The 22,300-nt window shown below is 71.7% G+C and carries 25 protein-coding genes; 12 read left to right on the top strand and 13 right to left on the bottom strand.

Annotation, left to right across the window (positions count from 1 at the left end):
• Positions 1-26: 26 nt before the first annotated feature.
• The 5 genes from ACLJQM_RS01290 (at position 27) to ACLJQM_RS01270 (ending at position 4,451) form a co-directional block, all read left to right on the top strand.
• A complete protein-coding gene (locus ACLJQM_RS01290) occupies positions 27-872 on the top strand; it encodes an alpha/beta fold hydrolase (protein ID WP_410629779.1) in 846 nt (281 codons plus the stop codon).
• Positions 873-967: 95 nt separating this feature from the next.
• Positions 968-2,365, top strand: coding sequence for a hypothetical protein (locus ACLJQM_RS01285; RefSeq protein WP_410629778.1), 1,398 nt, complete (start codon positions 968-970; stop codon positions 2,363-2,365).
• A complete protein-coding gene (locus tag ACLJQM_RS01280) occupies positions 2,362-2,754 on the top strand; it encodes a FixH family protein (RefSeq protein ID WP_410629776.1) in 393 nt (130 codons plus the stop codon). The genes ACLJQM_RS01285 and ACLJQM_RS01280 overlap by 4 nt, the downstream gene beginning before the upstream one ends.
• 16 nt (positions 2,755-2,770) lie before the next feature.
• Positions 2,771-3,913 carry a hypothetical protein gene (locus ACLJQM_RS01275; protein ID WP_360767782.1) on the top strand — a complete coding sequence of 381 codons (1,143 nt, stop codon included), beginning with the start codon at positions 2,771-2,773 and terminating at the stop codon, positions 3,911-3,913.
• The gene (locus tag ACLJQM_RS01270) at positions 3,906-4,451 is read left to right on the top strand and encodes a hypothetical protein (protein WP_410629773.1); all 546 of its coding nucleotides are present in this window, start codon (positions 3,906-3,908) and stop codon (positions 4,449-4,451) included. Before ACLJQM_RS01275 ends, ACLJQM_RS01270 begins: the two co-directional genes overlap by 8 nt.
• A gap of 135 nt (positions 4,452-4,586) precedes the next feature.
• Here ACLJQM_RS01270 and ACLJQM_RS01265 read toward each other — a convergent pair whose 3' ends face one another.
• Entirely contained in the window at positions 4,587-4,841 is a 255-nt protein-coding gene (locus ACLJQM_RS01265) for a DUF397 domain-containing protein (protein ID WP_247015531.1), read from the bottom strand.
• 287 nt (positions 4,842-5,128) lie between these two features.
• On the opposite strand from ACLJQM_RS01265, the gene ACLJQM_RS01260 reads away from it, so the two are divergent.
• Together ACLJQM_RS01260 and ACLJQM_RS01255 are read left to right on the top strand one after the other, a co-directional pair.
• Positions 5,129-5,398, top strand: coding sequence for a hypothetical protein (locus ACLJQM_RS01260; RefSeq protein ID WP_247015533.1), 270 nt, complete (start codon positions 5,129-5,131; stop codon positions 5,396-5,398).
• 3 nt (positions 5,399-5,401) lie between these two features.
• The gene (locus ACLJQM_RS01255; protein ID WP_247015535.1) at positions 5,402-5,656 is read left to right on the top strand and encodes a hypothetical protein; all 255 of its coding nucleotides are present in this window, start codon (positions 5,402-5,404) and stop codon (positions 5,654-5,656) included.
• 65 nt (positions 5,657-5,721) lie between these two features.
• On the opposite strand, the gene ACLJQM_RS01250 is transcribed toward ACLJQM_RS01255, so the two are convergent.
• From ACLJQM_RS01250 to ACLJQM_RS01235, 4 genes are all read right to left on the bottom strand, one after another.
• A complete protein-coding gene (locus ACLJQM_RS01250) occupies positions 5,722-6,324 on the bottom strand; it encodes a class I SAM-dependent methyltransferase (RefSeq protein WP_410629770.1) in 603 nt (200 codons plus the stop codon).
• Positions 6,321-7,169, bottom strand: a complete 849-nt coding sequence (locus tag ACLJQM_RS01245) for an SAM-dependent methyltransferase (RefSeq protein WP_247015540.1) — start codon at positions 7,167-7,169, stop codon at positions 6,321-6,323. Before ACLJQM_RS01245 ends, ACLJQM_RS01250 begins: the two co-directional genes overlap by 4 nt.
• Positions 7,166-7,996 carry an SAM-dependent methyltransferase gene (locus ACLJQM_RS01240; protein ID WP_410630271.1) on the bottom strand — a complete coding sequence of 277 codons (831 nt, stop codon included), beginning with the start codon at positions 7,994-7,996 and terminating at the stop codon, positions 7,166-7,168. Before ACLJQM_RS01240 ends, ACLJQM_RS01245 begins: the two co-directional genes overlap by 4 nt.
• A gap of 88 nt (positions 7,997-8,084) precedes the next feature.
• A complete protein-coding gene (locus ACLJQM_RS01235; protein WP_247015542.1) occupies positions 8,085-8,948 on the bottom strand; it encodes a helix-turn-helix domain-containing protein in 864 nt (287 codons plus the stop codon).
• A gap of 236 nt (positions 8,949-9,184) precedes the next feature.
• On the opposite strand from ACLJQM_RS01235, the gene ACLJQM_RS01230 reads away from it, so the two are divergent.
• Together ACLJQM_RS01230 and gndA are read left to right on the top strand one after the other, a co-directional pair.
• On the top strand, positions 9,185-10,105 hold the full coding sequence (locus tag ACLJQM_RS01230) for an MBL fold metallo-hydrolase (RefSeq protein WP_247015544.1): 921 nt from the start codon (positions 9,185-9,187) through the stop codon (positions 10,103-10,105).
• Between the two features lie 84 nt (positions 10,106-10,189).
• Positions 10,190-11,629, top strand: a complete 1,440-nt coding sequence (gene gndA, locus ACLJQM_RS01225; RefSeq protein WP_247015546.1) for an NADP-dependent phosphogluconate dehydrogenase — start codon at positions 10,190-10,192, stop codon at positions 11,627-11,629.
• A 96-nt stretch (positions 11,630-11,725) separates the two neighbouring features.
• Here the strand turns inward: gndA and ACLJQM_RS01220 are convergent, their stop codons facing one another.
• The 5 genes from ACLJQM_RS01220 to ACLJQM_RS01200 are packed head-to-tail and all read right to left on the bottom strand — an operon-like array spanning position 11,726 to position 16,017.
• Positions 11,726-12,463 carry a Clp protease N-terminal domain-containing protein gene (locus ACLJQM_RS01220; protein ID WP_410629766.1) on the bottom strand — a complete coding sequence of 246 codons (738 nt, stop codon included), beginning with the start codon at positions 12,461-12,463 and terminating at the stop codon, positions 11,726-11,728.
• Positions 12,464-12,495: 32 nt separating this feature from the next.
• Positions 12,496-13,725 carry an NAD(P)/FAD-dependent oxidoreductase gene (locus ACLJQM_RS01215; RefSeq protein WP_410629764.1) on the bottom strand — a complete coding sequence of 410 codons (1,230 nt, stop codon included), beginning with the start codon at positions 13,723-13,725 and terminating at the stop codon, positions 12,496-12,498.
• A 51-nt stretch (positions 13,726-13,776) separates the two neighbouring features.
• Positions 13,777-14,562, bottom strand: coding sequence for an IclR family transcriptional regulator (locus ACLJQM_RS01210; protein WP_410629762.1), 786 nt, complete (start codon positions 14,560-14,562; stop codon positions 13,777-13,779).
• A gap of 1 nt (position 14,563) precedes the next feature.
• Positions 14,564-14,881, bottom strand: coding sequence for an NIPSNAP family protein (locus ACLJQM_RS01205; protein ID WP_247015554.1), 318 nt, complete (start codon positions 14,879-14,881; stop codon positions 14,564-14,566).
• Entirely contained in the window at positions 14,878-16,017 is a 1,140-nt protein-coding gene (locus ACLJQM_RS01200) for a 5-methyltetrahydropteroyltriglutamate--homocysteine S-methyltransferase (RefSeq protein ID WP_360767756.1), read from the bottom strand. The genes ACLJQM_RS01205 and ACLJQM_RS01200 overlap by 4 nt, the downstream gene beginning before the upstream one ends.
• Before the next feature lie 121 nt (positions 16,018-16,138).
• Between ACLJQM_RS01200 and ACLJQM_RS01195 the strand changes: the two genes are divergently transcribed.
• Positions 16,139-17,461: a nucleobase:cation symporter-2 family protein gene (locus ACLJQM_RS01195; protein ID WP_410629759.1), complete on the top strand. Its 1,323-nt coding sequence runs from the start codon at positions 16,139-16,141 to the stop codon at positions 17,459-17,461.
• Here the strand turns inward: ACLJQM_RS01195 and ACLJQM_RS01190 are convergent.
• The gene (locus ACLJQM_RS01190) at positions 17,412-17,618 is read right to left on the bottom strand and encodes a hypothetical protein (protein WP_410629757.1); all 207 of its coding nucleotides are present in this window, start codon (positions 17,616-17,618) and stop codon (positions 17,412-17,414) included. The two genes, ACLJQM_RS01195 and ACLJQM_RS01190, sit on opposite strands and share 50 nt — an antisense overlap.
• Before the next feature lie 107 nt (positions 17,619-17,725).
• Entirely contained in the window at positions 17,726-18,241 is a 516-nt protein-coding gene (locus ACLJQM_RS01185; RefSeq protein WP_410629755.1) for a hypothetical protein, read from the bottom strand.
• 170 nt (positions 18,242-18,411) lie between these two features.
• Between ACLJQM_RS01185 and ACLJQM_RS01180 the strand changes: the two genes are divergently transcribed.
• Positions 18,412-19,140 carry a rhomboid-like protein gene (locus ACLJQM_RS01180; RefSeq protein WP_410629753.1) on the top strand — a complete coding sequence of 243 codons (729 nt, stop codon included), beginning with the start codon at positions 18,412-18,414 and terminating at the stop codon, positions 19,138-19,140.
• Between the two features lie 41 nt (positions 19,141-19,181).
• The gene (locus ACLJQM_RS01175; protein ID WP_410629751.1) at positions 19,182-21,503 is read left to right on the top strand and encodes an EAL domain-containing protein; all 2,322 of its coding nucleotides are present in this window, start codon (positions 19,182-19,184) and stop codon (positions 21,501-21,503) included.
• Here the strand turns inward: ACLJQM_RS01175 and ACLJQM_RS01170 are convergent.
• A complete protein-coding gene (locus tag ACLJQM_RS01170; protein WP_410629749.1) occupies positions 21,497-22,282 on the bottom strand; it encodes an arylamine N-acetyltransferase family protein in 786 nt (261 codons plus the stop codon). The genes ACLJQM_RS01175 and ACLJQM_RS01170 overlap by 7 nt on opposite strands.
• Positions 22,283-22,300 lie beyond the last annotated feature (18 nt).

The raw sequence follows: 22,300 nt of genomic DNA, 5'->3' as shown, positions 1-22,300 counted from the left end.
TAGAAGCAGCGCTACTGTCTAACCCCATGAACCGGTTAGAAGATGTCGACGGGCTCCGGATGCACTTCCTGCAGGCCGGTGACGGCCCGCCCCTGTTCCTCCTCCACGGCTGGCCGCAGACGTCGCACTGCTGGCGGCAGGTCATCGGGCCGCTCGCCGAGACGCACACCGTCATCGCGCCCGACCTGCGCGGCTACGGCCGCACCGACAAACCGAAGACCGGCTACGACAAGCGCACGATGGCCGCCGACATCGCCGCGCTCGCGACGCACCTCGGCTTCGAACGGGTCGCCGTCGCCGGGCACGACCGCGGTGGCCGCGTCGCCCACCGCTGGGCCCTCGACCGCCCGGATCAGGTCAGCCGCATCGCCGTCCTCGACATCGCCCCCACCCGCGCGATGTGGCAACGCCTCGACACCGGCATCGCCAAGGCCTACTGGCACTGGCTCTTCCACCTCCAGCCCGACCTGCCCGAGCTCCTCGCCGGCCGGGACGTCGCCGGCTACCTCGGCTACTTCTTCGAGCGCTGGACCCACCAGCGCCACGCGCTCGACGCCGAAGCCCAGGCCGAGTACGTCCGCGCGTTCTCCCAGCCCGGCGCCCTCCGCGCGGGCTTCGACGACTACCGCGCCTCCTTCCCCGACGACGCCGAGCTCGACGACGCCGACTTCGAGGCCGGGAAGCGCGCCACCCAGCCACTCCTCGCCCTCTGGGGCGCGAACGGCCTGCTCGGCACCCTGCCCACCCTCGAGATCTGGCGGGAGTACGCGCCGGGCGCCACCGGCACCGCCCTCGCCGACTGCGGCCACTTCCTCCCCGAGGAACAGCCCGGCGAAGTGGTCGCCCACCTGCGGGAATTCCTCGACCCCTGAGACCACCGGGGGCGCCGGTCCCCCGCACTGGGGACCGGGATTCCCTCGCCGCCGTGACGCCCGCCGCCGGCCGCCCTGGCTAGGTTCGGACCACGATGGGGACCAAATCGAAAGCGGCACTGCTGATGCTGCTGGCCGTACTGGGGATCGCGGCCGGCGGCGGGACCGCGCACGCCGACGGCGCGCCGGGCGGCACCGACGTCCAGGTGGCGCAGACGCTCGGCGCGCGCGAGCTCACCGTGATCATCCGCCGGGTCGACACGACGCCGTCGCCGCTGCGGGTCGACGTCGTGACGCACCGGGGCAGCCCGCCCGGCACGCTGCACCTGACCGTGGCCGCCGACGGCATCCCGAGCGCGCGGACCGACGTCGTCCTCGGCGCCGAACCCGGGGTGTACGCGGGAGATCTGCGAGTCGACAAACCGGGGCCGTGGCTGCTGTCGCTGAGCGACGGCACCGGCCCGGCCGCGACGATCCCGTTCCTCGTCCCGGCGCGCGTGGTGCCCCCGTGGGAACGGGCGACCTACGGCGGGTTCGTCGCGGCGGGCGCGTTCCTGCTGCTGGCCCTGCTCGTCGGGGTCCGGGCGAAACGCACGGCGTACGCCCTCATCCCGGCGGGCGGGGTGGTCGCCGCGCTCGCCGTCGCCGTCACCGGTGCGCTGCTGTCGGCGAGCACTCCCCCGCCGCCCGCACCCGGTAGCCAGCTCGATCCGACGTTCGACAACGTCACCGACCCGTACGGCGCCGCGCCGTTGTCCACAGTGGACTATTCGCGGCCGCCGGTGAACCTCACCGTCCACTCCGGACGCGGTGAGCTGGCGCTCGGCCTCACCGACGGCGCCACCGGCCGCCCAGTCGACGACCTGCTGGTGCACGACAACGCGCTCGTGCACCTGGTCCTGGTCTCGCCGTCCGGCCGGCTGAGCCACCTGCACCCGGTGCGCGTCGGCCCGGGCGGCTACCGCGTCCGCGTCGCCGATCCGGAACCGGGGACGTACGCCGTCGCCGCGGAACTCGCCCGGCGCGGCGGCGGGGTCCAGCTCGTCCGGTCCACTGTGGACCTGACCGGCACCGCCGCCCCCGCGCCCGAACCACCCGGCCCCGGCCCGCGGACGATCGACGGCACCCCGGTGGAGCTGAGCATCACCCCCGGCACGCCGACGACGATCACCGCGCACTTCCGGACCCAGGACCTCCAGCCGTGGCTGGGCATGCTCGGCCACCTCATCGTCACCGGCCCGATCACCGGCCCGGTCGGGGAAAGCGCCGCGAAGGCACCGACGTGGGCGCACGTCCACGCGATGATCCCGCCGGTCGCCGGCCAGCTCGACCGCCCCGACGAGACGGTCGCCGCCTACGGCCCCGACGTCGCCTTCACCTACACCTTCGCCGCGCCCGGCCGGTACCGGATCTGGCTGCAGGCCGAGCGCGGCTACCGCGTGCTGACCGTCCCCGCCGTGGTGGACGTCCCGACGACCGGAGCCGGCCGGTGAGGCGCCCGACCGCGCTGATCGCGGCGGTCGCCGTCGTCGCCGCGGGCCTGCTCACGTGGTTGCTCTGGCCGGGCGGCACTGCGAAACCCACCACGCAGCAGGCGGTTTCGGGCCCCTACACCGTCCAGTTCTCCGCGGACCGGCCGCGCATCGGCGGCAACACGTTCGCGGTCGCGGTGACCGGGCCCGCGCCCGACTCCGTCACGGTCGCGCCGGTGATGGCGCAGATGGGGCACGCGTTCCCGCCGGTGGCCGCCGGGCCGGACGGACCCGGCCGCTTCCGCGCCGCGGACGTCGGGCTGCCGATGGCGGGGCAGTGGGAGATCACCGTCTCGCTGCGCGGGCCGGGCGGGGCCGCGCAAGTCGTCTTTCCGTTGCTCGTCAACTAAAGGAGGGTCGGGGGAAATGGATCTCACCGCATCCGGCGTCCGCACGGCGTCGGTCGCGAAACCGGCGCGAACGGGCTTGCTGCCCGCGAACGTCGTGCTCGGGGGGTCGTTGCTGTCGCTGGTCGGGCTGACCTGGGACATCCAGTGGCACAGCGACGTCGGGCCGGACACGTTCTTCACGCTGCCGCACTTGTTCCTGTACGCGGGCAGCGCGGTCGTCGGCCTGGCGAGCCTCGCCGTCGTGCTGCTGACCACGGCGGCGCGGCGCGCGGGCCGCCCGGTCGACCCGCGGGTCGGCGGGCGCGTGGTCAACGTCTTCGGCAAGACGTTCGCCGCGCCGGTCGGCTACCTCGTCTCGGGGGTCGGCGCGGCCACGTTCCTGCTGTACGGCCTGTGGGACCAGTGGTGGCACGGGCTCTACGGCTTCGACGCGGTCATCGACTCGCCGCCGCACATCGGGCTGCTGCTGTCGATCACGGTGTCGCTGATCGGCACGACCGCGGTGTTCGCCGCGGCGCGGGAGCACCGCTGGGGCCGGGTCGGCACGCTGGCTTCGCTGACCGTGCTGCTGACGTTCGGGCCGGTGCTGGCGCTCGGGCTGCAGCAGGTGCCCGACGACTACGCCGACGCCGTGTCGATCGGCTGCTCGATGATGGCGGTGCTGCTCGTCGCGGTCGGCGCGGGGTTCTTCCGCCGTCCGGGCGGCGCGCTCGGCACCGCGGCGATGGTCGCGGCCGTGCAGGCGGTCTTCTGGTGGTTCTCGCCGTGGGCGGCCCAGGCGTACGCGGACCTCGTCGGCCTGCCGATGCGTGACGCGATCTCCGGCGTGCCGGAAATGCCGTCGCTGACGCCGATGGCGCTGCTGCCGGTGGCCGCGCTGATGGAGCTGGGCTACCTGGCCGGCCGGCGCCGGGGGTGGCGCGCGGGCCGCGTTTCGGTGGTCGTCGGCGGCGCCGCCGGGCTGCTGATCGGGCTCAGCCTGCCGCTGCAGCGGGCGATGCTCTACACCGGCGCGCACGTGCCACCGGCCTGGTACCTGACGACGACCGCCGTGGTCAGCGGTCTGCTGGGGCTGCTCGGCGGGTTCGCCGGGTGGCGGTTCGGCGGGATGCTCTGCCTGCTGGCGCCCGCGAAGAAGGGGGAAACCGCTGATGCGTAAGACGTTGCTCGCCCTGGCCGCTGTCGCCGGGCTGCTGTTCGCCACCGCGGCGCCGGCGAACGCCTACGAGCCAGTCAACATCGTGCACACCGAACGGGTGCAGGCCGGGCCGTACGGGCTGACGGTCGGGTTCAGCACCTGGCCGCTGAAGGCCATGCAGTCGCTGGACTTCACCTTCGTCCCCGACGGCGGGATCGAAGGCAAGTCCGGCACGCTCACCATGGTCAACCCGGAAGGCGGGGCGAACCGGAAGCAGCCGCTGGTCCGGCACCCGCGCAAGCTCGACGTCTGGGGCCTCGACGTCCGGTCGATGCCGCGCCCGGGCGCGTGGACGCTCCGCTTCGCCGTCAACGGTCCCGCCGGGCCCGGCACCGGCGAGCTGCGCGCGCTGCCGGTGCTGGAACAGCCGGGCCCGCCGATGGGCGTGAGCTGGGCGATCAGCACGCTCCCGCTGATCGGGCTGGTGGTGCTGGTCGTGCTGGCGTGGCGCCGCACCCGGAGCCGGTTGCGGGGCGGGGAGCTTCCGGCAACCGGGTGAGATTCCGCTCACATTCGGCTGCCGGCCGTATCCGGAGCGCCGCGAAGGCCTCCTTCACCGCAGAGGACGGGGAAGGGGGCCTTCGCCATTCGAGTGCTCAAGCGGGTGACCATGATCACCTGCGCGGGTGAGGGATCAGGCCGGCAGGTCGAACTGCCCGGCCTTCACCGCGATCAAGAACGCTTCCCACTCGGCCGGGTCGAAAACGAAAACGGGGCTGGTGGGGAGCTTGGTGTCCCGGACGCCGATGAGGCCTTCGCGGCCCAGGTTGACCTCCACGCAGCTGCCGCCGTTGGGTTCGCTCGCGAAGGACTTCTCCCACTCGGCCTCTTGGAACAGGGACACGGCCGTGTTCGGATCGTAATCCGCGAACGACGGATAATCCGCCATGGGTCGTACCTCCGAGGTTCGATGGGGGGTGCGGCCGCGACCTGGTCGAAAGCACCCGTTCCCGGCTACTCAGTGTCTCAATGGCCTAGACCGCAGGGCCAAGCGGGTGATCAACTAGCTTCGGCCTCGACATGAAGATTATTCCAGGAGTAGGATTAATCGCATCGGCCGGGGCGCCGGCGTCGGTGAACGACTGCCTGCACGCGGCGGGCGGTCCCCGAGCGACGCCGAAGCGGCCGAAACCGAAGCACCAAACCACCGCGGGAACCTCATGGGGGAGGATCAGCGTGATCGTCGAGGACAGCGCGCCACCGGGCGTGCTCGTCGTGGGCAGGCTCGCCAGGGGAACCACCGGCGAAGCCCGCCGGGTGGTCCACGTCTTCGCGCTGGACGCCGCCGCGACCGACACCGAGCTGATCCGAACCAGATGCGGGGAAGCGCTTTCCCGTCAAGACGTCGAATGGCTGGTCCCCGGGGCCGGCATGCCGTGTGAACCCTGTCTCGGACTGACCGGCGGCGAGCCCGCCCGGGCACCGCGACGAGAGCTGGGGGTGTAGACGATGGCCGTCCGAATGAACTCGCTCTTCCGCCGTGAAGACGAAGAGCACCGTGGTCGCCGCGGGATCGGCGACGAACTGCGCAACCGCTTCGGCTTCAGCCTGATCCAGGCACCACTGCGCAAGACCACCACGTGGGCGGCCGACCAGGACCTCCCGCTGCAGCGCTACTCCGACGGCGTCCGCACCACGCGGCCGCTGGAGGCGTCGATCGACCTGGCCCCGCTGCTGCGCGGCCGCATCGGCTCCCGCGCCTGAACTGCTCCACCACCACGAAAAGAGCCCCGGTTCCCTGATGGGACCGGGGCTCTCGCGCGTGCGGGCTACGGTTTCCGCAGCAGCAAGCGACCCTGGCGGAAGGGGCGCTCGCTTTCCGTGTGCTCGCGGTGCATCCGCCCCACCTCGACGAGCCCCGCCGCGGCGCCCAGCCGGGCCAGCTCGGCCACGGGCCAGCGGTGCGCGAGGGTGACCTTGTGGTCGAACGTCGTCACCTCGTCGCCGTCGGCCTCGAAGCAGCCGAGGAGCAGCACCCCGCCCGGGGCCAGCGTCCGCGCGAACTCGGCGAAGTAGCCCGGCAGCTCCGCCGGCGGCGTGTGGATCACCGAGTACCACGACAGGATGCCGGCGAGCGAGCTGTCGGCGATGTCCAGCGCCGCCATCGAACCCACGTCGAAGCGCAGGTCCGGGTGCGCGGCACGGGCGAGCTCGACCATCACCGGCGACAGGTCGACGCCGGATGCGTCGAGGCCCAGCTCCGTCAGGAAAGCCGTGAGGTGGCCGGGCCCGCAGCCCAGGTCGGCGACCGGGCCGCGACCGCGGGTGTAGTCGGCGAACGCCGTCCAAGCCGCCCGGTCCAGCGGGTCGTCGGCCCAGATCGGGCCGACGAACTCCGCGTACTGGACGGCGACCGCGTCGTAGGGCGTCACGGTTTGCGGCCGAGGCCGCAGATGTGGCCGACGAACGCCGGGTCGTTCGCGAGCTTCCGCGTGGCCCGGGACTCGATCTCCTCCGGGTGCCACTCCGGCAGGTAGACGATGCCCGGCTCGACCAGCTCCAAGCCCTCGAAGAACGTCGTGAACTCCGCGCGGCTGCGCAGGTGGATCGGGGTGCTCGACTGCTTGTACTGCTTGATGATCGTCTCGCGGCTGCCGGCGTCGGCCATCGCTTCCATGCCGTCGCTCGTCAGGTGCGAGGACAGGAAGTACGAGCCGGACGGCAGCAGCGACAGGTACTTCTGGATGGTCTGGGCGACCGGCTCGTCCTCGCCGAGGAAGTACAGGACGCCGACCATGATCAGGCCGATCGGGCGGTTGGTGTCCAGGACACCGGTGTCGAGCGCGCGCTTCCAGATGTCGGCCGGGTCGCGCAGGTCGCCCTGCAGCACCGCGTGCCGGTCGGCGACGCCCTCCTTCTCCAGCAGGACCTGGGAGTGGGCGACCGCGACGGGTTCGTTGTCGACGTACACGCACCGCGCGTCCGGATTCACCTCGGCGGCGACCTCGTGGACGTTGCCGACCGTCGGCACGCCCGAGCCGAGGTCGAGGAACTGGTCGACGCCGTTGCGCGCCAGGTACTGGACGCCGCGGCCGAGGAAGTCGCGGCCGACCCGGGCGACGGTCTTGATCATCGGGAAGGCCTTGACCGCCTGCTCGCCGAACTGCCGGTCGATGGCCCAGTTGGCGTCGCCGCCGAGGAACCAGTCGTAGATGCGGGCCGCGTTCGGCCGCTCGAGGTCGACGCCTTCGGGGGCCTCGGGGTCCTGCGTCGTCATGCGAACCGTCCTTCACGCTTGCGGCCGACACCGCCGACCACGCTCGCGAGGGGGACCGTGGCGGCGCCGGGCTCGGGGCGCCACTCTCCCACAGGCACGATCCCGGGCTCGACGACGTCGAAGTTACCGAAGAACGCGGCGATCTCGTCGAGCGACCGGGAAACCGCGGGCGAGCTCGACCGCTCGGACAGCTTCACGAGCCGCCGGATCTGGGCGAGCTCCTCCCCCTCGACGCCGGATTCGGTCGCGTGCGAGAGCACATACGCCGATCCGGGCGCCAGCAGCGTCCGGTAGTCGCGGATCGCTTCGCGGACGCCGGTGACGTCCGGCAGGAAGTGCAGCACCGCCACGCTCAGCAGGCACAGCGGCTGGTCCGGGTCGAGCACGCCGGTCGCCAGCGCGGCTTCCCACACCTCTTCGGCGTCGCGCAGGTCGGCGTGCAGCACGGCGTGGCGATCGGGGTCGCCGGTTTCCTCCAGCAGGATGCGCCCGTGCGCGACGGCGACGGGTTCGTTGTCGACGTAGACGCACCGGCTGTCGTCGGCGTGGTCGTCGGCCACCTCGTGCACGTTGCCCGCGGTCGGGATGCCGGAGCCGAGGTCGAGGAACTGCGTGATGCCTTCGGCGAGGCAGTAGCGGACGGCGCGGCCGAGGAAGTCGCGGTTGCTCCGGGCGAGGGCCTTGGCCAGCGGGAACGCCTGCACCGCCTGCTCGCCGTACTGCCGGTCGATCGCCCAGTTCGCGGTGCCGCCCAGCGCCCAGTCGTAGATCCTCGCCACGTTCGGCCGGTCGAGGTCGACGGCGTCGGGGAGGAAGTCGGGGTCCACGATGTCCACTTCCGGGGGATTCCAGCGCAACGGAACGACTCTACCGAAAGTTGTTCACCGGACTCGATAGCTGAGGCGGCCGTTCGCCCTATTGGATCTGCTGCATCTGGGCGCGGTAACCCTCCGCAAGCTCCTTGAGGAACTGCCGGGTCTCCTGCCGCTCCAGCGCGGCGCCGCGCAGCCGGTCCCACGAGTCGACGAAGATGTTGAAGTCCTTGACGTCGTCGAGGTACAGACCACCGGCGGAGTGCTCGATGTAGACGAAGTCCCGGGTGCGGTCCGGGAAGCGCATGATCGTGAAGTCGTTGGGCACGGCGGCGAGCCGGGCGCCGAAGGGCAGTACGTGGACGTACACCCGCGGGTGGCGCTCCAGCGAAAGCAGGTGCTCGACCTGGTCCAGCATCACGGCGGGCGCGTACCCGCCGGGCGCCCGGCGCAGCGCGCCTTCGCTGATGATGAACCGGTAGTACGGCGGCTGCTGCTGCTCGAACACGGCCTTGCGGTCGAGGCGGTTGCGCACCAGCGACGTCACGTCGGTGGCGCCGGCCTCGGTGAACTGCTTGAGCATGTAGTGCTCGGACTGCAGCGGGCCCGGGATGCGCTCGCCGTGCCAGGTGAGGATCTCCGCGGCCGCGGGTTCGAGGTCGGTGAACGTGCGGAACCAGTGCGGCACCACCGAGCGGTAGCCGGACCAGTGGCCGCGCTGCCCGGCGGCGGCCCGCGCCAGGTTCATCAGCGTGTCGGCTTCTTCGCCGTTGATCCCGAACGCGTTCAGCATGGATCGCACATCCCCGAGCTTCACCCCGACGGCACCGGACTCGATCTTGTTGACCTTGCCCTGGGTGCAGCCGAGGACCTCGGCGACCTGCTGCTGTGTCATCCGCGCCGCGGTGCGGGCATGCCGGAGCTCGTTCCCGAGCTGCTTCCGGCGCGAGGTGACGGTGCTGGCCATCGCCCTGCTCTCCCGGACCACTACCAAGCGACGGCGGCCTCCCGGTCGCCGTCGCGCGCGAACTATCGAACCCACCCAGGTTAGTGCTTCACCTTGCGGATCTCGATGATGACATCGCGCAGCGTTCCAGGAAACGTCGCAGAATGCCAGTCACTCAGGGGTTCACTCGCCTGGACCAGCGGATTCGTGACCTTTACGCCGACCGGCGGGCAGCGCACTGCGGCATAGTGGGCGCCGTGACCGATCGTTCGCCCTCCGCCGCCGCCGTCACCCGCCTGGCTGACAACGTCCACGGCTACGTCCAGCCGGACGGCTCCTGGTACATCAACAACTGCGGGTTCGTCGACGCCGGCGACCACACCGTCCTCGTCGACACCTGCTCGACCGAGCGCCGCACGCGCGCGCTGCTCGCCGCCGTCGAGGCCACCACCGGCAGCCCGGTGACGACGCTGGTCAACACCCACCACCACGGCGACCACACCAACGGCAACTACCTCGTCACGACCGCGACCGTGGTCGGCCACCGCAAGACCCGCGAGCTCCTGGTCGCCGAGGGCATCCAGACGTTCGACGGCATCTTCGTCGGCAGCGACTGGGGCCAGCTCGAGGCGCGGCCGCCGGAGGTCGTGTTCGACGACCGGCTGACCGTGCACGCCGGCGGCACCACCCTCGAGCTGATCCACCCGGGCCACGCCGCCCACACGACCAACGACGTCCTGGTCTGGCTGCCGGAGCAGCGCGTCCTCTACGCCGGTGACCTGGTGTTCAACGGCGGCAGCCCGTTCGCGCTGATGGGCTCGGTGGCCGGCTGGCGCCAGGCGCTCGACGTGATCCGGGAGCTGGAGCCGGAAGTGATCCTGCCCGGGCACGGGCCGGCCTGCGGGCTCGACGTCGTCGACACCGTGGACGCCTACCTCGAGTTCGTCCAGGAGACGGCCGAGCGCGGGAAGGCCGCCGGACTGTCCCCGCTCGAAGTGGCGAAGGACACCGATCTGGGTGACTTCGCGGCGATGAGCGAGCAGGAGCGGCTGCCGGGCAACCTGCACCGCGCGTACGCCGAGCTCGACGGCGCCGAATGGGGTGCTCAGATCGATCTGGCCGCCGCTGTGACGGACATGGTGGCGATCAACCGGGGCCCCATCCGCTGCTTCTCCTGAACTGCGTGAGCCGCAGCTCCGTACCTCCCATGAGGCCTCGATCGGACTAGGGTCTGAATCGAGAGAGTCTTCGAGAGGATGCGGATGAGCAAGAAGGCGAGCATCGGGGTCACCGGCCTGGCGGTCATGGGCCGCAACCTGGCCCGCAACCTGGCCCGGCACGGGCACACGGTGGCCCTGCACAATCGCTCCGAGGAGCGGACCCGCGCACTGGTGGAGCAGTTCGGCGACGAAGGCGACTTCATCCCGGCGTACTCCGCCCAGCAGTTCGTCGACGCGCTGGAGCGGCCCCGCCAGGTCGTGATCATGGTCAAGGCCGGCGGCCCGACGGACGCCGTCATCGACGAGTTCGCGCCGCTGCTCGAAGAGGGCGACGTGATCATCGACGCCGGCAACGCGCACTTCGCCGACACGCGCCGCCGCGAGAAGGCGCTGCGCGAGCGCGGGCTGCACTTCGTCGGCAGCGGCGTCTCCGGCGGCGAGGAAGGCGCGCTGCACGGGCCGAGCATCATGCCCGGCGGCTCGAAGGAGTCGTACGAGTCGCTCGGCCCGCTGTTCGAGGACATCTCGGCCAAGGTCGACGGCGAGCCGTGCTGCACGCACATCGGCGCGGACGGCGCCGGCCACTTCGTGAAGATGGTGCACAACGGCATCGAGTACGCCGACATGCAGCTGATCGCGGAGTCGTTCGACCTGCTGCGCCACGCGGGCGGCTACGCACCCGCCGAGATCGCCGACGTCTTCCGCACGTGGAACACCGGGCGGCTCGACTCGTACCTGATCGAGATCACCGCCGACGTGCTCGCGCACGTCGACGCCGCGTCCGGCAAGCCGTTCGTCGACATCGTCGAGGACGCCGCCGAGCAGAAGGGCACCGGCCGCTGGACGGTGCAGATCGGCCTCGACCTCGGCGTCCCGATCTCGGGCATCGCCGAAGCCGTCTTCGCGCGTTCGCTGTCCGGCTCGAAGCCGCTGCGCGCGGCGGCCCGCGGCCTCGGCGGCCCGTCGGCGGCACCGCTGTCCGGCTCGGCGCTGGACAGCTTCGCCGACGACGTCGAGCAGGCGCTGTACGCGTCGAAGGTGGTCGCCTACGCCCAGGGCTTCAACCAGATCCAGGCCGGCGCGACCGAGTACGGCTGGGACATCGACCTCGGCAAGGTCGCCTCGATCTGGCGCGGCGGCTGCATCATCCGCGCGAAGTTCCTCAACGACATCACCTCGGCCTACGCCGACGAGCCGGAACTGCCGACACTGCTGACGTCCGGCGGCTTCCGCAAGGCGGTCGAGGACGCGCAGGACTCGTGGCGCTCGGTGATCTCGACGGCGGTCAAGCTCGGCATCCCGACGCCGGGCTTCTCGACGGCGCTGGCGTACTACGACGGCCTCCGCGCCGACCGGCTGCCGGCGGCGCTGGTCCAGGGCCAGCGCGACTTCTTCGGTGCCCACACCTACCGCCGCGTGGACCGCGAAGGCTCGTTCCACACCGCCTGGGCCGCCGACGGCCGCCCGGAGTCCGGCGCCTGATCCGGTGCTGCTCTGATCGGGAAAACCCCCTGGTCCATCCCGATCAGAGCAGCGTCACCAGCACCAGCGCGAGGAGCGCGGCGGCCAGGAGGAGTCTCACTGCCCGCGGGCGGCGAGGATCTCCGCCAGCACCTCCTGGATCTTCGCCTCGGCCTTGTCCTTCTTGACGCCGAGACCGTCGAGCACCTCGAACCCGCTCCCCTCGGCCTGTTCCAGCAGCGCCAGCAGCATGTGCTCGGTGCCGATGTAGTTGTGCCCGAGCCGCAGCCCTTCGCGCATGGTGAGCTCGAGGGTCTTCTTGGCGGCGGGCGAGAACGGCATCGGGTCCGGCGTGGGGACGACCGCCTCGGGCAGCCGCGCTTCGGCGGCTTCGCGGACGGCGTCGAGCTGCACGCCCTGGGCGAGGATCGCGCCCGCCGCGAGCGCCGCGGGTTCGGTGAGCAGGCCCAGCACGATGTGCACGGTGTCGATGAACGGGCTGCCGTTGTCGACCGCCGCCTTCTGCGCCTCGACCACGACGTGCCGGGCCCGGTCGGTGTAGCGGCCGTAGACGCGTTCGATCGCGCCGCCCGGGTCACCCCCGGGATCGACTTTGGGCACGAACCGCTTCTGGGCGGCCTGCTTGGTGACGCCCATGCTGGCGCCGATGTCGGTCCAGGACGCGCCGGAGCGCCGGGCCTGGTCGACGAAGTGGCCGATCAGGTGGTCGGCCACCTCACCGAGGTGCTGGCCGACGTAGACCGCGTCGGTCAGCTGGGCGAGGGCGTCCTTGTCGTTGTTGCTCTTGATCGCGCTGATGAGGTCGTCGAGTTTGACGTTGGCGGGAAGGTCCATGCCGTCAACTGTAGGTTGACGATGTTCGTGCGTCAACCGCGAGTTGACGCGGCCTTCAGGTGGGCCTTCAAGTCGAACTCGCTCAGCTCGAGGTCCGCGTACCGCGGGTGCGGATCAGCGGTGAACAGCCGCCGCGCCGCGATGTGGTCCGCGGGCCGGTTCACCGACTCCACGGCGATCAGGACGCCGTCGCGGAAGGACAGCACCGAGAACTTGCCCGCGGCCCGGTCGCCCGTCACCACCGTCTTGTCGGCGCCGGAGAGGATGCCCGCGATCTGCAGCTTCGCGCCCGACTGGTCGGTCCAGAACCACGGCAGGCTCGCGTACGGCTCGGGGGTCCCGGTGATCGCCGCGGCCACGCTGCGGGCCTGGTCGACGGCGTTCTGCACGGACTCCAGCCGGGTCGCCACGCCCGCCTGCACGCACGGGAAGTTCGCGCAGTCGCCGATGGCGAAGATCTTCTCGTCCGCCGTCCGGAGGTGCGCGTCGACGACCACGCCGTTGTCCACGGGCAGCCCGGCCTCGACGGCCAGCGTCGTCTCGGGCACGACGCCGACGGCGATCACGACCAGGTCGGCGGGCAGCCGGGTGCCGTCGGAGAGCTCGACCTCGCGCACCCGCGAGTCGCCGTGCAGCGCCGAAACGCCCTGGCCCAGCAGCACCGTGTGCCCGGCTTCGCGGTGCAGCGCGGCGAAGTAGGCGGAGACCTCCGGCGTCGCGACCCGGTTGAGCAGCCGGTCCTGCGCCTCGACGACCGTCACCGGGCGGCCGGCGTGCGACGCGAACTCCAGCCCGATGAAGCCCCCACCGGCCACGACGACGTTTTCCGCGTGCGCCAGCGATTCGCGGAGGCGGTCGGCGTCGTCGCGGGTACGCAGGGCCAGCACGCCCGGCAGGTCCGCGCCCGGCACCGGCAGCGCGCGGTTGCGGGCGCCGGTGGCCAGGACCAGGTGGTCGTAGCCGAGTTCGCGGCCGTCTTCGAGCTGCACTTTCGACGTGGCCCGGTCGAGCGAAGCGACCCGCCCGGCGACCAGCTCGATGTCCTTCTCGGTGAAGAAGTCCGCGCCGCGCAGGTGCAGCTGGTCGAGCCCGGCGGTCCCGGCCAGGTAGGCCTTCGACAGCGGCGGCCGCTGGTACGGCACGCCCGGCTCGTCCCCGATCAGCACGACCCGGCCGTCGAAGCCGCGATCCCGCAGCGACGCCACGGCCTGGAACCCGCTTTGCCCCGCCCCGACGACGAGAACCGTCTTCTGTGCACCCATGTCCGCCATCCGATCACAAGCGGCCCTGGATCGTCGAGCAGCGGCAGACTGCTACTCGCGGCCGCCTGCCGAACGCAGCGCGCGCGGTGCCCCCAGCACCCGCGAAATCCCCCGCGCCGCCGCCCGGACGGCCGGGACCAGCGTCCGCGGGTCCGTCCCCGTCGCCGGGACGACGACGGAGATGGCCGCTGCCACTTCGTCGGTGGCGTCGTAGACCGGGGCCGCCACGGACAGCGCGATCAGCTCGATCTGGCCGTCGCTGATCGCGTAGCCGTCGCGCCGGACGTCGGCGAGCACGCGCCGCAGCTGCGCGGCCGAGCCGATCGTCTTGGGCGTGAACGTCTTGAGCGGCCCGGCCAGCACCTCCTCCTGCGCCTCGGCGGGCGCGTGCGCGAGCAGCACCTGCCCGACGCCGGTGGCGTGCGCGGGCAGCCGGCCGCCCACCCGCGTCAGGACGTTGACCGCGCCGCGGCCGGAAATCCGTTCGACGTAGACGACTTCGGCCCCGTCGAGCACGGCGAGCTGCACGTTCTGGTGGGTGGCCTCGTAGAGGTCCTCCAGGAACGGCATCGCGCTCTCCCGCAGCTCGGCCCCGTGCGGCGCCAGCGACGCGACCTCCCACAGCCACAGCCCGACGCGGTACACGCCCGCTTCGTCGCGGACGAGCGCCCCGCGCCGGGTCAGCTCGCCGGCCAGCCGGTGCGTGGTCGACAGCGGCAGCCCGACGCGGCGGCTGAGCTCGGACAGCGTCAGCCGCGGCCGCTCGGCCGTGAAGGCGCCCAGCAGGTCGAGGACGCGGTCCACGACCGACGTCGGGCGCCGCGCGCCGTGGCGCACGTCAGAGGTCGTCGTCGGGCAGGAGCGGGCGCATGAACGACCGCCGGTACCGCACCACGCAGCCGCTTTCCTCGCGGATCTTGTCGGCCTCGATGAAGTCCGGGTCGACGCCGAACAGCGTCCGGTAGCGCTCGTAGGCGGCGAGGCTCTCGAAGCTGAACAGCGCCCTGGCTTCGTCGCTCGCCCCTTCCGACGGCAGGAAGTAGCCGTGGTGGACGCCGCCTTCCCGCTGCACCAGCCGCATCCACGCGGCGGCGAAGCGTTCGAAGTCGGCGATCTTGGCGGGGTCGATGACGTAGTCGACGACGCACGTGATCACCGGCCGCCCCAGACGCGGTCGGCCGTGGCCACGATCAGCTCCAGCTTGCGCAGCTGGTCGTCCGGCGTCAGGTCGTTGCCCTCTTCGGTCGAGGAGAACCCGCACTGCGGCGACAGGCACAGCTGGTCGATGTCGACGTACTGGGACGCCTCTTCGATGCGCCGCACCAGGACGTCGGCGTCTTCGAGCTCCGGTCGCTTGGTGGTGACCAGGCCGAGGACGACCTTCTTGCCCTTCGGCACGAACCGCAGCGGCTCGAAGCCGCCGGAGCGTTCGTCGTCGAACTCCAGGAAGAAACCGTCGACGGCGAGTTCGCCGAAGAGCGCTTCCGCGACGAACTCGTAGCTCCCGGACGCGACCCACGAGGACCGGAAGTTGCCGCGGCACAGGTGGGTCGTCACGGTCAGGTCGTCGGGACGGCCGGCCAGTGCCGCGTTCATCGTCGCGATGTTGCGCAGGTGCTGGGTGTCCGGGTCGCCGCCCATCCGCGCGACGAGCTCCCGCTGCGCCGGGTCGTTCAGGTAGGCGAGGCTGGTGTCGTCGAGCTGGAGGTACCGGCCGCCGAGGCCGTGCACCGCGGCGACCTGCGCCGCGTACGCCGCGCTCAGGTCGGCGAAGAACTCTTCCAGGTCCGGGTAAACGCTTTCGCTCACCGCCGCCCGGCCGCCGCGGTAGTAGACCATGCTCGGCGACGGGATGGTCAGCTTCGGCGTCACCCCGGCGTCCACATGGGACTTCAGGAACTCGAAGTGCGCGGCGAAGATCGGCTCGTCGAGCCGCACCTTCCCGTCGACCTGCAGGCCCGGCGGGCTGAACTCGAGGTCACCGGCCAGGTTGTGGAACTTGACGTGCAGCCGCTCGTCGCTCTTGGAGATGCCGCCGAGCGCGTAGATGAAGTCCATGTGCCACGACGCACGGCGGAATTCGCCGTCGGTCGCCGAACTCAGCCCGGCAGCCTTCTGCATCTTGATCACGTCGCGGATCGCGTCGTCTTCGACCGCGCGGAGCTGCTCCGCGCCGATCTCACCGGATTCGTGCCGCCGTCGCGCGTCACGCAGCACCGGGGGCCGCAGCAGGCTCCCGACGTGATCGGCGCGGAACGGCGGGCCCACCTGGGGAATACCGCCCGAAGTCATGCACCGATGGTCACACATCCGGGACCGTTCCGCCTTACTGAGGAAACAAGATCATGACCCCCGGGACTTGCTACCGTCACGCCCGGCGCGTTGGCTGTTCCCCGGTCGAAAGGGGCCCCGCATGACGAAACACCCGGTAGACGAGGTGCTGCCCGCCGGGCGGCTGGCCCTGCTCGGCCTCCAGCACATGTCGATCATGTACGCCGGTGCCGTCGCGGTGCCGCTGATCGTGGGCAGCGCGCTGAAGCTGGACCCGGCCACGATCGGCTTGCTCGTCAACGCCGACCTGCTCGTGGCGGGCATCGCGACGCTGATCCAGTCGATCGGCGTCGGGAAGCTCCTCGGCATCCGGTTGCCGGTGGTCGCGGGCGCGACGTTCAGCGTGGTGAACCCGATGATCCTGATCGCGTCGCAGTACGGCCTGACCGCGGTCTACGGCGCGATGCTGGCGTCCGGCGTCTTCGGGCTGCTCATCGCCAGACCCTTTGCGCGGCTGATCCGGTTCTTCCCGCCGCTGGTCACCGGCACGCTGCTGCTCGTCATCGGCGTCTCGCTGCTCGGCCCGGGAGCGGGGCTGATCGCGGGCAACGACGCGAGCGCACCCGACTACGCGGCCTTGTCGCACCTCCTGCTCGCGTTCGGCGTGCTCGCGCTGCTGATCCTGTTCACGCGGGTGCTGCGCGGGTTCGCCAACCAGATCGGGCCGCTGCTGGCGCTCGCGATCGGGCTCGTGGCCGCGATCCCGCTGGGGCTGGTGCACTGGGACGGGCTGGGCGCGGCCGGCTGGTTCGGGCTCGCGTCGCCGTTCCACTTCGGGGCGCCGACGTTCCCGGTCGCCGCGGTGCTGTCGATGTGCGTGGTCATGCTGGTGACGTTCACCGAGTCGACCGCGGACATGATCGCCGTCGGCGAGATCACCGGGCGCCCGCCGACCGACTCCGACCTCGCGCGCGGCCTGGCCACCGACGGCTTCTCGGCCGTGCTCGGCGGCGTGCTGAACTCCTTCCCCGACACGGCGTTCGCGCAGAACGTCGGCCTGGTCCGGATGACCGGCGTCCGCAGCCGCTGGGTGGTCGCGGTGACCGGCGGGATCCTGGTGCTGATGGGCCTGGTCCCGAAGATCGGCGCGTTCATCGCGGCGATCCCGCAGCCGGTGGTCGGCGGGGTCGCGGTGGTCATGTTCGCGATGGTCGCCGCGGTCGGCGCGCAGAACCTCAAGAACGTGGAGTTTTCCGGCAACCACAACACGTTCATCGTCGCGGTGGCCCTCGGCGTCGGCCTGCTGCCGGCGTTCGCGCCGAAGATCTTCCAGCACTTCCCGGCCTGGCTGCAGACGATCTGCGGCAGTTCGATCACGGTGGCGGCGGTGCTGGCGTTCACGCTGAACCTGCTGTTCAACCACCTCGGCCGGCAGCGGGAGCCGGACCTGCTGGAAGCGCCGTGAGCAGCCGCTCGACGAGCTGGGCGCCGGTGCCCAGCTCGCGCAGGTAGAGCGGGGCCGGCACGAAGCCGAGGATTTCGTCCACCGACGGCACTTCCTCGCCGCGGGCCGCGGCCTTGTCGAGCGCCTCCTGGAGGTCTTCGCCGCGCGGGTCGCGCATCGCGCGTTCGACGCCTTCGGCCCAGCCGAGCAGGTCGCCGCGCAGCTTGGCGCCCCGCTACCTGCCGCGGGCGTGCGCGAGGCGACCTCGCGGAAAAGCCGGCGTGCTCACCAGCAGATGATCAGCAGGCAGGTCGTCGGCTTCGGCTTCGGCGGGGTCGACGGGCGGGTCGGCTGCTGACCGCGCGGGGTGGTCGTCGCGGTCGGGGTGCCGGAGCCGGCCGGGTCGCTGCTGGCCGGCGTGGTCGTCGGCGTCGCGGAATCGGTGCTGGTCTCGGCGGCCGGGGAACTGCCGGGCACCTCGGTGACGGTCTCCCGGGGCACGCCGACGCCGGGGACGACGTCGCCGCCGCCGGTGCCGCCCTCCGGCGGGGAGTCGGTGGCCTGGTCGGCGCCGCCCAGCCCGGTGGTGCGCTGCGGGAACGGGATCACCTGGATCTGGTCGACCGCGGACGCGTCCGGCGTGCTTTTGCCGCCGAGCCCGACCAGCACCGCGGCGGCCCCGCAGCCGATGACGACGGCGAGCATCACCGCGAGCACGCGCCACCGCGACTGCCCCGGTCCCGTCCGGTCACCCCAGCCCTCGCGCACGAGCAGCTCGGCGACCGATACCTCGTCGTTCACCCCGACAGACCTTCCCGAGAGGCCTTTCGGCCGAGATCGTGGCCGTATTTTTACCGCACAAGCCACCCGAATGGGTGAGGAACTGGTAAAAATCTCCCCCCGGTTGCCAGAGTTCGACGGTGAGTGACAACCACAGCGTTTTCTAAGCTGGCACTGGTGATACTCCCAGCATGACCGGCGAAGCTCAGGCCATGCTGCTGAAAGCCGGACGGCCGGCCCCCGCGATCGCCGCCCCGCGGCGCTTCAGCGCGCGGCAGTTCGTCCGGTTCCTCCCGAATCCGAAGGCGACGCCCTTCACCTTCGGCTACCTGGTCCTGCTGCTCGGCACGACGCTGGTGCTGAAGTTCGCCGACCCCGCGGTGACCGAGCGGCTGCTCCGGCTGTCCAGCACCGACGCCCACAACCTCTGGCGGCGGCCGCTGACCTCGCTGCTGACCAGCGCGCTCTGGCTCTCCGACGAAGGCTGGCTCGCCTACGTCGTGATCTTCGCGATCGCCGTCGCCCCGCTCGAACGCCGGTTCGGCGCCCGCCGCGCGGCGACCGTGTTCTTCTCCGGGCACGTGCTGGCCACGCTCGTCACCGAGCTGCCGGTGATGGTGCTGATCAGCGCGCACGTCCTGCCGGCCTCGGCCGGGCACTGGCTCGACATCGGTGTCAGCTACGGCTTCTTCACCACGGCCGGCGCGCTGGTGTTCCTGCTGCGCGGCCGGGCGCGGCTCGCCGGGCTGGCCGCGCTCGAGGCGTTCATCGCGGTGATCTGGCTCGCCGACGACCCGGCGAGCCTCGATGCGGTCGTCACGCTGCTCGGCCACGCGGTCGCCGCGCACTTCGGGCTGCTGTTCTGGGGGCCGCGGCTGCGTCTCGCGGCGGGTAGGCAGGCGTCGGCGTCGGTGGTGTAATCGACGGGCCACAAGCCGCGAAGCACGGGGGACGGACGCTCATGGAGGCTGACTCGCTCACCGAGCTGGTCGAGCTGAGTCCGGACGCGATCTGCGTCCACGAGCACGGCGTCCTCACCTTCGCCAACCGGGCCGCACTCGACACGTTCGCCGCGCGCGGCCCCGCCGAAGTCGTCGGGCGCCGGTTCGCCGATTTCGTCGCCGACGATTCCCAGGCCGAGCTGGCCGGGAAGCTCGCGCGGCTGACCGAGCCGGGCCAGGCGAGCGAGCCGGTCGAGGCGCTGATGTCCCGGCTCGACGGGAGCAAGTTCGCCGTCGAGACGGTCGTCGTACGCCTGCGGGGCGCCGCCGCGTACCAGGTCGTCATGCGGGACATCACGGCGAAGAAGGCGGCCGCGGACGCCCTCCGCTACCAGGCCGCGCTCGTGTCGCACGTCAGCGACGCCTTGATCGCGACCACCGGCGAAGGCGTCGTGACCAGCTGGAACCCGGCCGCCGAGGCGGTGTACGGCTGGACCGCGGCCGAGGCCGTCGGGCGCCGCGCGAGCGAGCTGGTCGGCGCGCCGCTGGACCTGGTGGCCATCCGCCGCGGCGGCGGGGTCGCCGAGGCGGTGCACCGGCGGCGCGACGGCGCTCCCCTCGCGGTCCGCGTTTCGGCTGCTGAGATGAACGACGGCTACGTGCTCGTCTGCGCCGATGAAACCGCGCGGCGGCGGGCCGAGCAGAACTACCGCACGGTCGTCGCTTCGCTCGACGAAGGCGTGCTGGTGATGGGCCCGACCGGGCTGATCGAGGCGGCGAACCCGGCCGCGTGCCGGATCATCGGCGTCCCCGAACCCGACCTGGTCGGCGTGCCGTGCCACACGCTGGTGCTGTTCACCGAGGCCGGGCACTGGATCCCGCCGGACGAGATGCCGTCGGTGCAGTCCCGGCGGACCGGCGTCACGCACAACGGCCTGGTCGTGCGCCTGCGCCGGCCGGACGGGCGGGACGTCTGGGTGTCGCTGACCTCGCGGCTGCTCGACCCGGACGACCCGGCGGCGCGGGCCGTGGTCACGACGTTCACCGACATCACCGAGACCCGCGCGATCGGCGCGCGGCTGGCCCACGACGCCACCCACGACCCGCTGACGCGGCTGGCCAACCGGACGCTGGTGCTCGACCGGCTCGACGTCCGCGGGCGCGGCCCGCTCACGGTGCTGTTCCTCGACCTGGACAAGTTCAAGGTCATCAACGACTCGCTCGGGCACCCGGTCGGCGACCAGGTGCTGCGGATCGTCGGCGAGCGCCTGCGCCGCAGCTCCGGGCGCGAGGACCTGGTCGGCAGGCTCGGCGGCGACGAGTTCGTCGTCGTCACCGGCGAAGTCACCGAAGCCGTCGAAGTCCGCGCGCTGGCCGAGCACCTGCGGGCCGCGCTGGCCGAGCCGATCGGCGTGCTCGGCAGGCAGCTGCACCTCGACGCCAGCATCGGCGTCGTCCTCGTCGGCGCCGCCGACGGCCGCAGCGCCGAAGACCTGCTGCGCGACGCGGACGTCGCGATGTACCAGGCGAAGACGCTCGGGCGCGGCCGGCACCACTTCTTCGACGTCGGCCTGCGCGAGCGCATGCAGCGGCGGCTGCGGATGGAGCAGGACCTGCGCGACGCGGTCCACGACGGCCAGCTCTGGCCCGCCTACCAGCCGGTCGTCGACCTGCGGACCGGCGAGATGGTCGCGGTCGAGGCGCTGCTGCGCTGGACGCACCCGCGCCAGGGCGCGATCCCGCCCGCGGAGTTCATCCCGCTCGCCGAGGAGAGCGACCTGATCAACGTGATCGGCAAGGCGATGCTGCGCGCGACGACCCGCGAACTCGCCACGCGGCGCGGCCGCGGTCTGGACCTGACGCTGAAGGTGAACCTGTCGGCCCGCCAGCTCGACGACCCGCACCTGGTGCCCGCGGTCCAGGACGCGCTGGCGAGCACCGGGCTCCCGGCCGCCGCGCTGTGCCTGGAGGTCACCGAAAGCGCGTTGATGCGCGATCAGGAAGCGGCCGCGGAAGTGCTGGCGTCCTTGCGGTCATTGGGTGTCCTGCTGGCGATCGACGACTTCGGCACCGGCTATTCGTCGCTCGCCCAGCTGCGGCGGCTGACGCTGGACACGCTCAAGATCGACCGCTCGTTCATCACCGGGATCGCCGAATCCCGCGACGCGGCGGCGATCGTCACGAGCATCATCGCGATGGCCCACGCCGTCGACCTGACGGTGATCGCCGAGGGCGTCGAATCCGCCGAGCAGGTGGACCTGCTCCGGTCGCTGGGGTGCGACCAGGCGCAGGGCTACCACCTCGGCCGCCCGGTCGCGGCCGCCGAACTGTTCGGTCAGTAACGGGTTTCGAGCCGCGCGAGCTCGTCCGCGGTCAGCTCGATGCCGAGGTCCTTGAGGGTCGCGTCGAGTTCGTCGGGCGCGATGGTCGTGGTTTCGCGGTGGCCACCGGGTTTTTCGACGGTGAGTTCGCGGCCGAGGAGCTGCCGGCTGACACCCGGTTCGAGCGTCATGATCACGAGCCGGCCGGTGAACGGCGACTTCGGGTGCGTCGAGGTGTAGTGGTGGTAGACCTCGTAGTCGATGGGGTGCATCCCGTTGAGCCGGAACTCGAGGATGTCCTCGCCCTCCTTCTGCAACGTCCACCAGCCGTCCCGGTGCTGAAGACGCTGTGGCCAGCCGGCTTGGTCGACTTCGACGCCGTCCACGAGCGGGATCGGGTCGAGGATCCCGGCCCCGAACCCGACGTCGGCGAGGAAGCCGCGGCCGTCGACCTCGACGACGAGCGTCATGTGCGTGTACGGCCCGGGCCGGCGCGGCTGGACGCGCGCGGAAAGCCGGTGCACGGTGTAGCCGAGCCGCTCGAGGACGGCGGCGAAGAGGCCACTCTGTTCGTAGCAGTAGCCGCCCCGCCGCCGCCCGACGAGCTTGGCGCTCACGACGTCGAGCGAAATCCCTTGGTGCTGCCCGAGAACGACGTCGACGTTCTCGAACGGGATCGCGCCGACGTGCGCCCGCATGAGGTCCCGCAGCGCCGCTGCGGACGGCGGGCGGCGCTGTTGCCCGGTGCGCGCCAGGTAGGCGTCGAGATCGACGGCGTGGATGCCCCATTCATCGGTCATGGGCCCAGCGTGCACCCT

Origin of the sequence: Amycolatopsis sp. cmx-4-83 (assembly GCF_046548815.1) — a bacterium.
In the GTDB taxonomy this organism is placed as follows: domain Bacteria; phylum Actinomycetota; class Actinomycetes; order Mycobacteriales; family Pseudonocardiaceae; genus Amycolatopsis; species Amycolatopsis pretoriensis_A.
Note: the sequence above shows the minus strand (reverse complement) of the source record. Positions and strands in the feature narration are given on the sequence as shown.

Bases quoted from the DNA above. Each gene is read 5' to 3' on its own strand.
- ACLJQM_RS01265 (WP_247015531.1), bottom strand. From the start codon at position 4,841: ATGGCGGATTATCCGTCGTTCGCGGATTACGATCCGAACACGGCCGTG.
- ACLJQM_RS01175 (WP_410629751.1), top strand. From the start codon at position 19,182: ATGGAGGCTGACTCGCTCACCGAGCTGGTCGAGCTGAGTCCGGACGCG.
- gndA (WP_247015546.1), top strand. From the start codon at position 10,190: ATGAGCAAGAAGGCGAGCATCGGGGTCACCGGCCTGGCGGTCATGGGC.
- ACLJQM_RS01245 (WP_247015540.1), bottom strand. From the start codon at position 7,169: ATGACGACGCAGGACCCCGAGGCCCCCGAAGGCGTCGACCTCGAGCGG.
- ACLJQM_RS01255 (WP_247015535.1), top strand. From the start codon at position 5,402: ATGGCCGTCCGAATGAACTCGCTCTTCCGCCGTGAAGACGAAGAGCAC.
- ACLJQM_RS01290 (WP_410629779.1), top strand. From the start codon at position 27: ATGAACCGGTTAGAAGATGTCGACGGGCTCCGGATGCACTTCCTGCAG.
- ACLJQM_RS01180 (WP_410629753.1), top strand. From the start codon at position 18,412: ATGACCGGCGAAGCTCAGGCCATGCTGCTGAAAGCCGGACGGCCGGCC.
- ACLJQM_RS01285 (WP_410629778.1), top strand. From the start codon at position 968: ATGGGGACCAAATCGAAAGCGGCACTGCTGATGCTGCTGGCCGTACTG.
- ACLJQM_RS01195 (WP_410629759.1), top strand. From the start codon at position 16,139: ATGACGAAACACCCGGTAGACGAGGTGCTGCCCGCCGGGCGGCTGGCC.
- ACLJQM_RS01190 (WP_410629757.1), bottom strand. From the start codon at position 17,618: ATGCGCGACCCGCGCGGCGAAGACCTCCAGGAGGCGCTCGACAAGGCC.
- ACLJQM_RS01200 (WP_360767756.1), bottom strand. From the start codon at position 16,017: ATGACTTCGGGCGGTATTCCCCAGGTGGGCCCGCCGTTCCGCGCCGAT.
- ACLJQM_RS01170 (WP_410629749.1), bottom strand. From the start codon at position 22,282: ATGACCGATGAATGGGGCATCCACGCCGTCGATCTCGACGCCTACCTG.
- ACLJQM_RS01235 (WP_247015542.1), bottom strand. From the start codon at position 8,948: ATGGCCAGCACCGTCACCTCGCGCCGGAAGCAGCTCGGGAACGAGCTC.
- ACLJQM_RS01215 (WP_410629764.1), bottom strand. From the start codon at position 13,725: ATGGGTGCACAGAAGACGGTTCTCGTCGTCGGGGCGGGGCAAAGCGGG.
- ACLJQM_RS01270 (WP_410629773.1), top strand. From the start codon at position 3,906: ATGCGTAAGACGTTGCTCGCCCTGGCCGCTGTCGCCGGGCTGCTGTTC.
- ACLJQM_RS01275 (WP_360767782.1), top strand. From the start codon at position 2,771: ATGGATCTCACCGCATCCGGCGTCCGCACGGCGTCGGTCGCGAAACCG.
- ACLJQM_RS01220 (WP_410629766.1), bottom strand. From the start codon at position 12,463: ATGGACCTTCCCGCCAACGTCAAACTCGACGACCTCATCAGCGCGATC.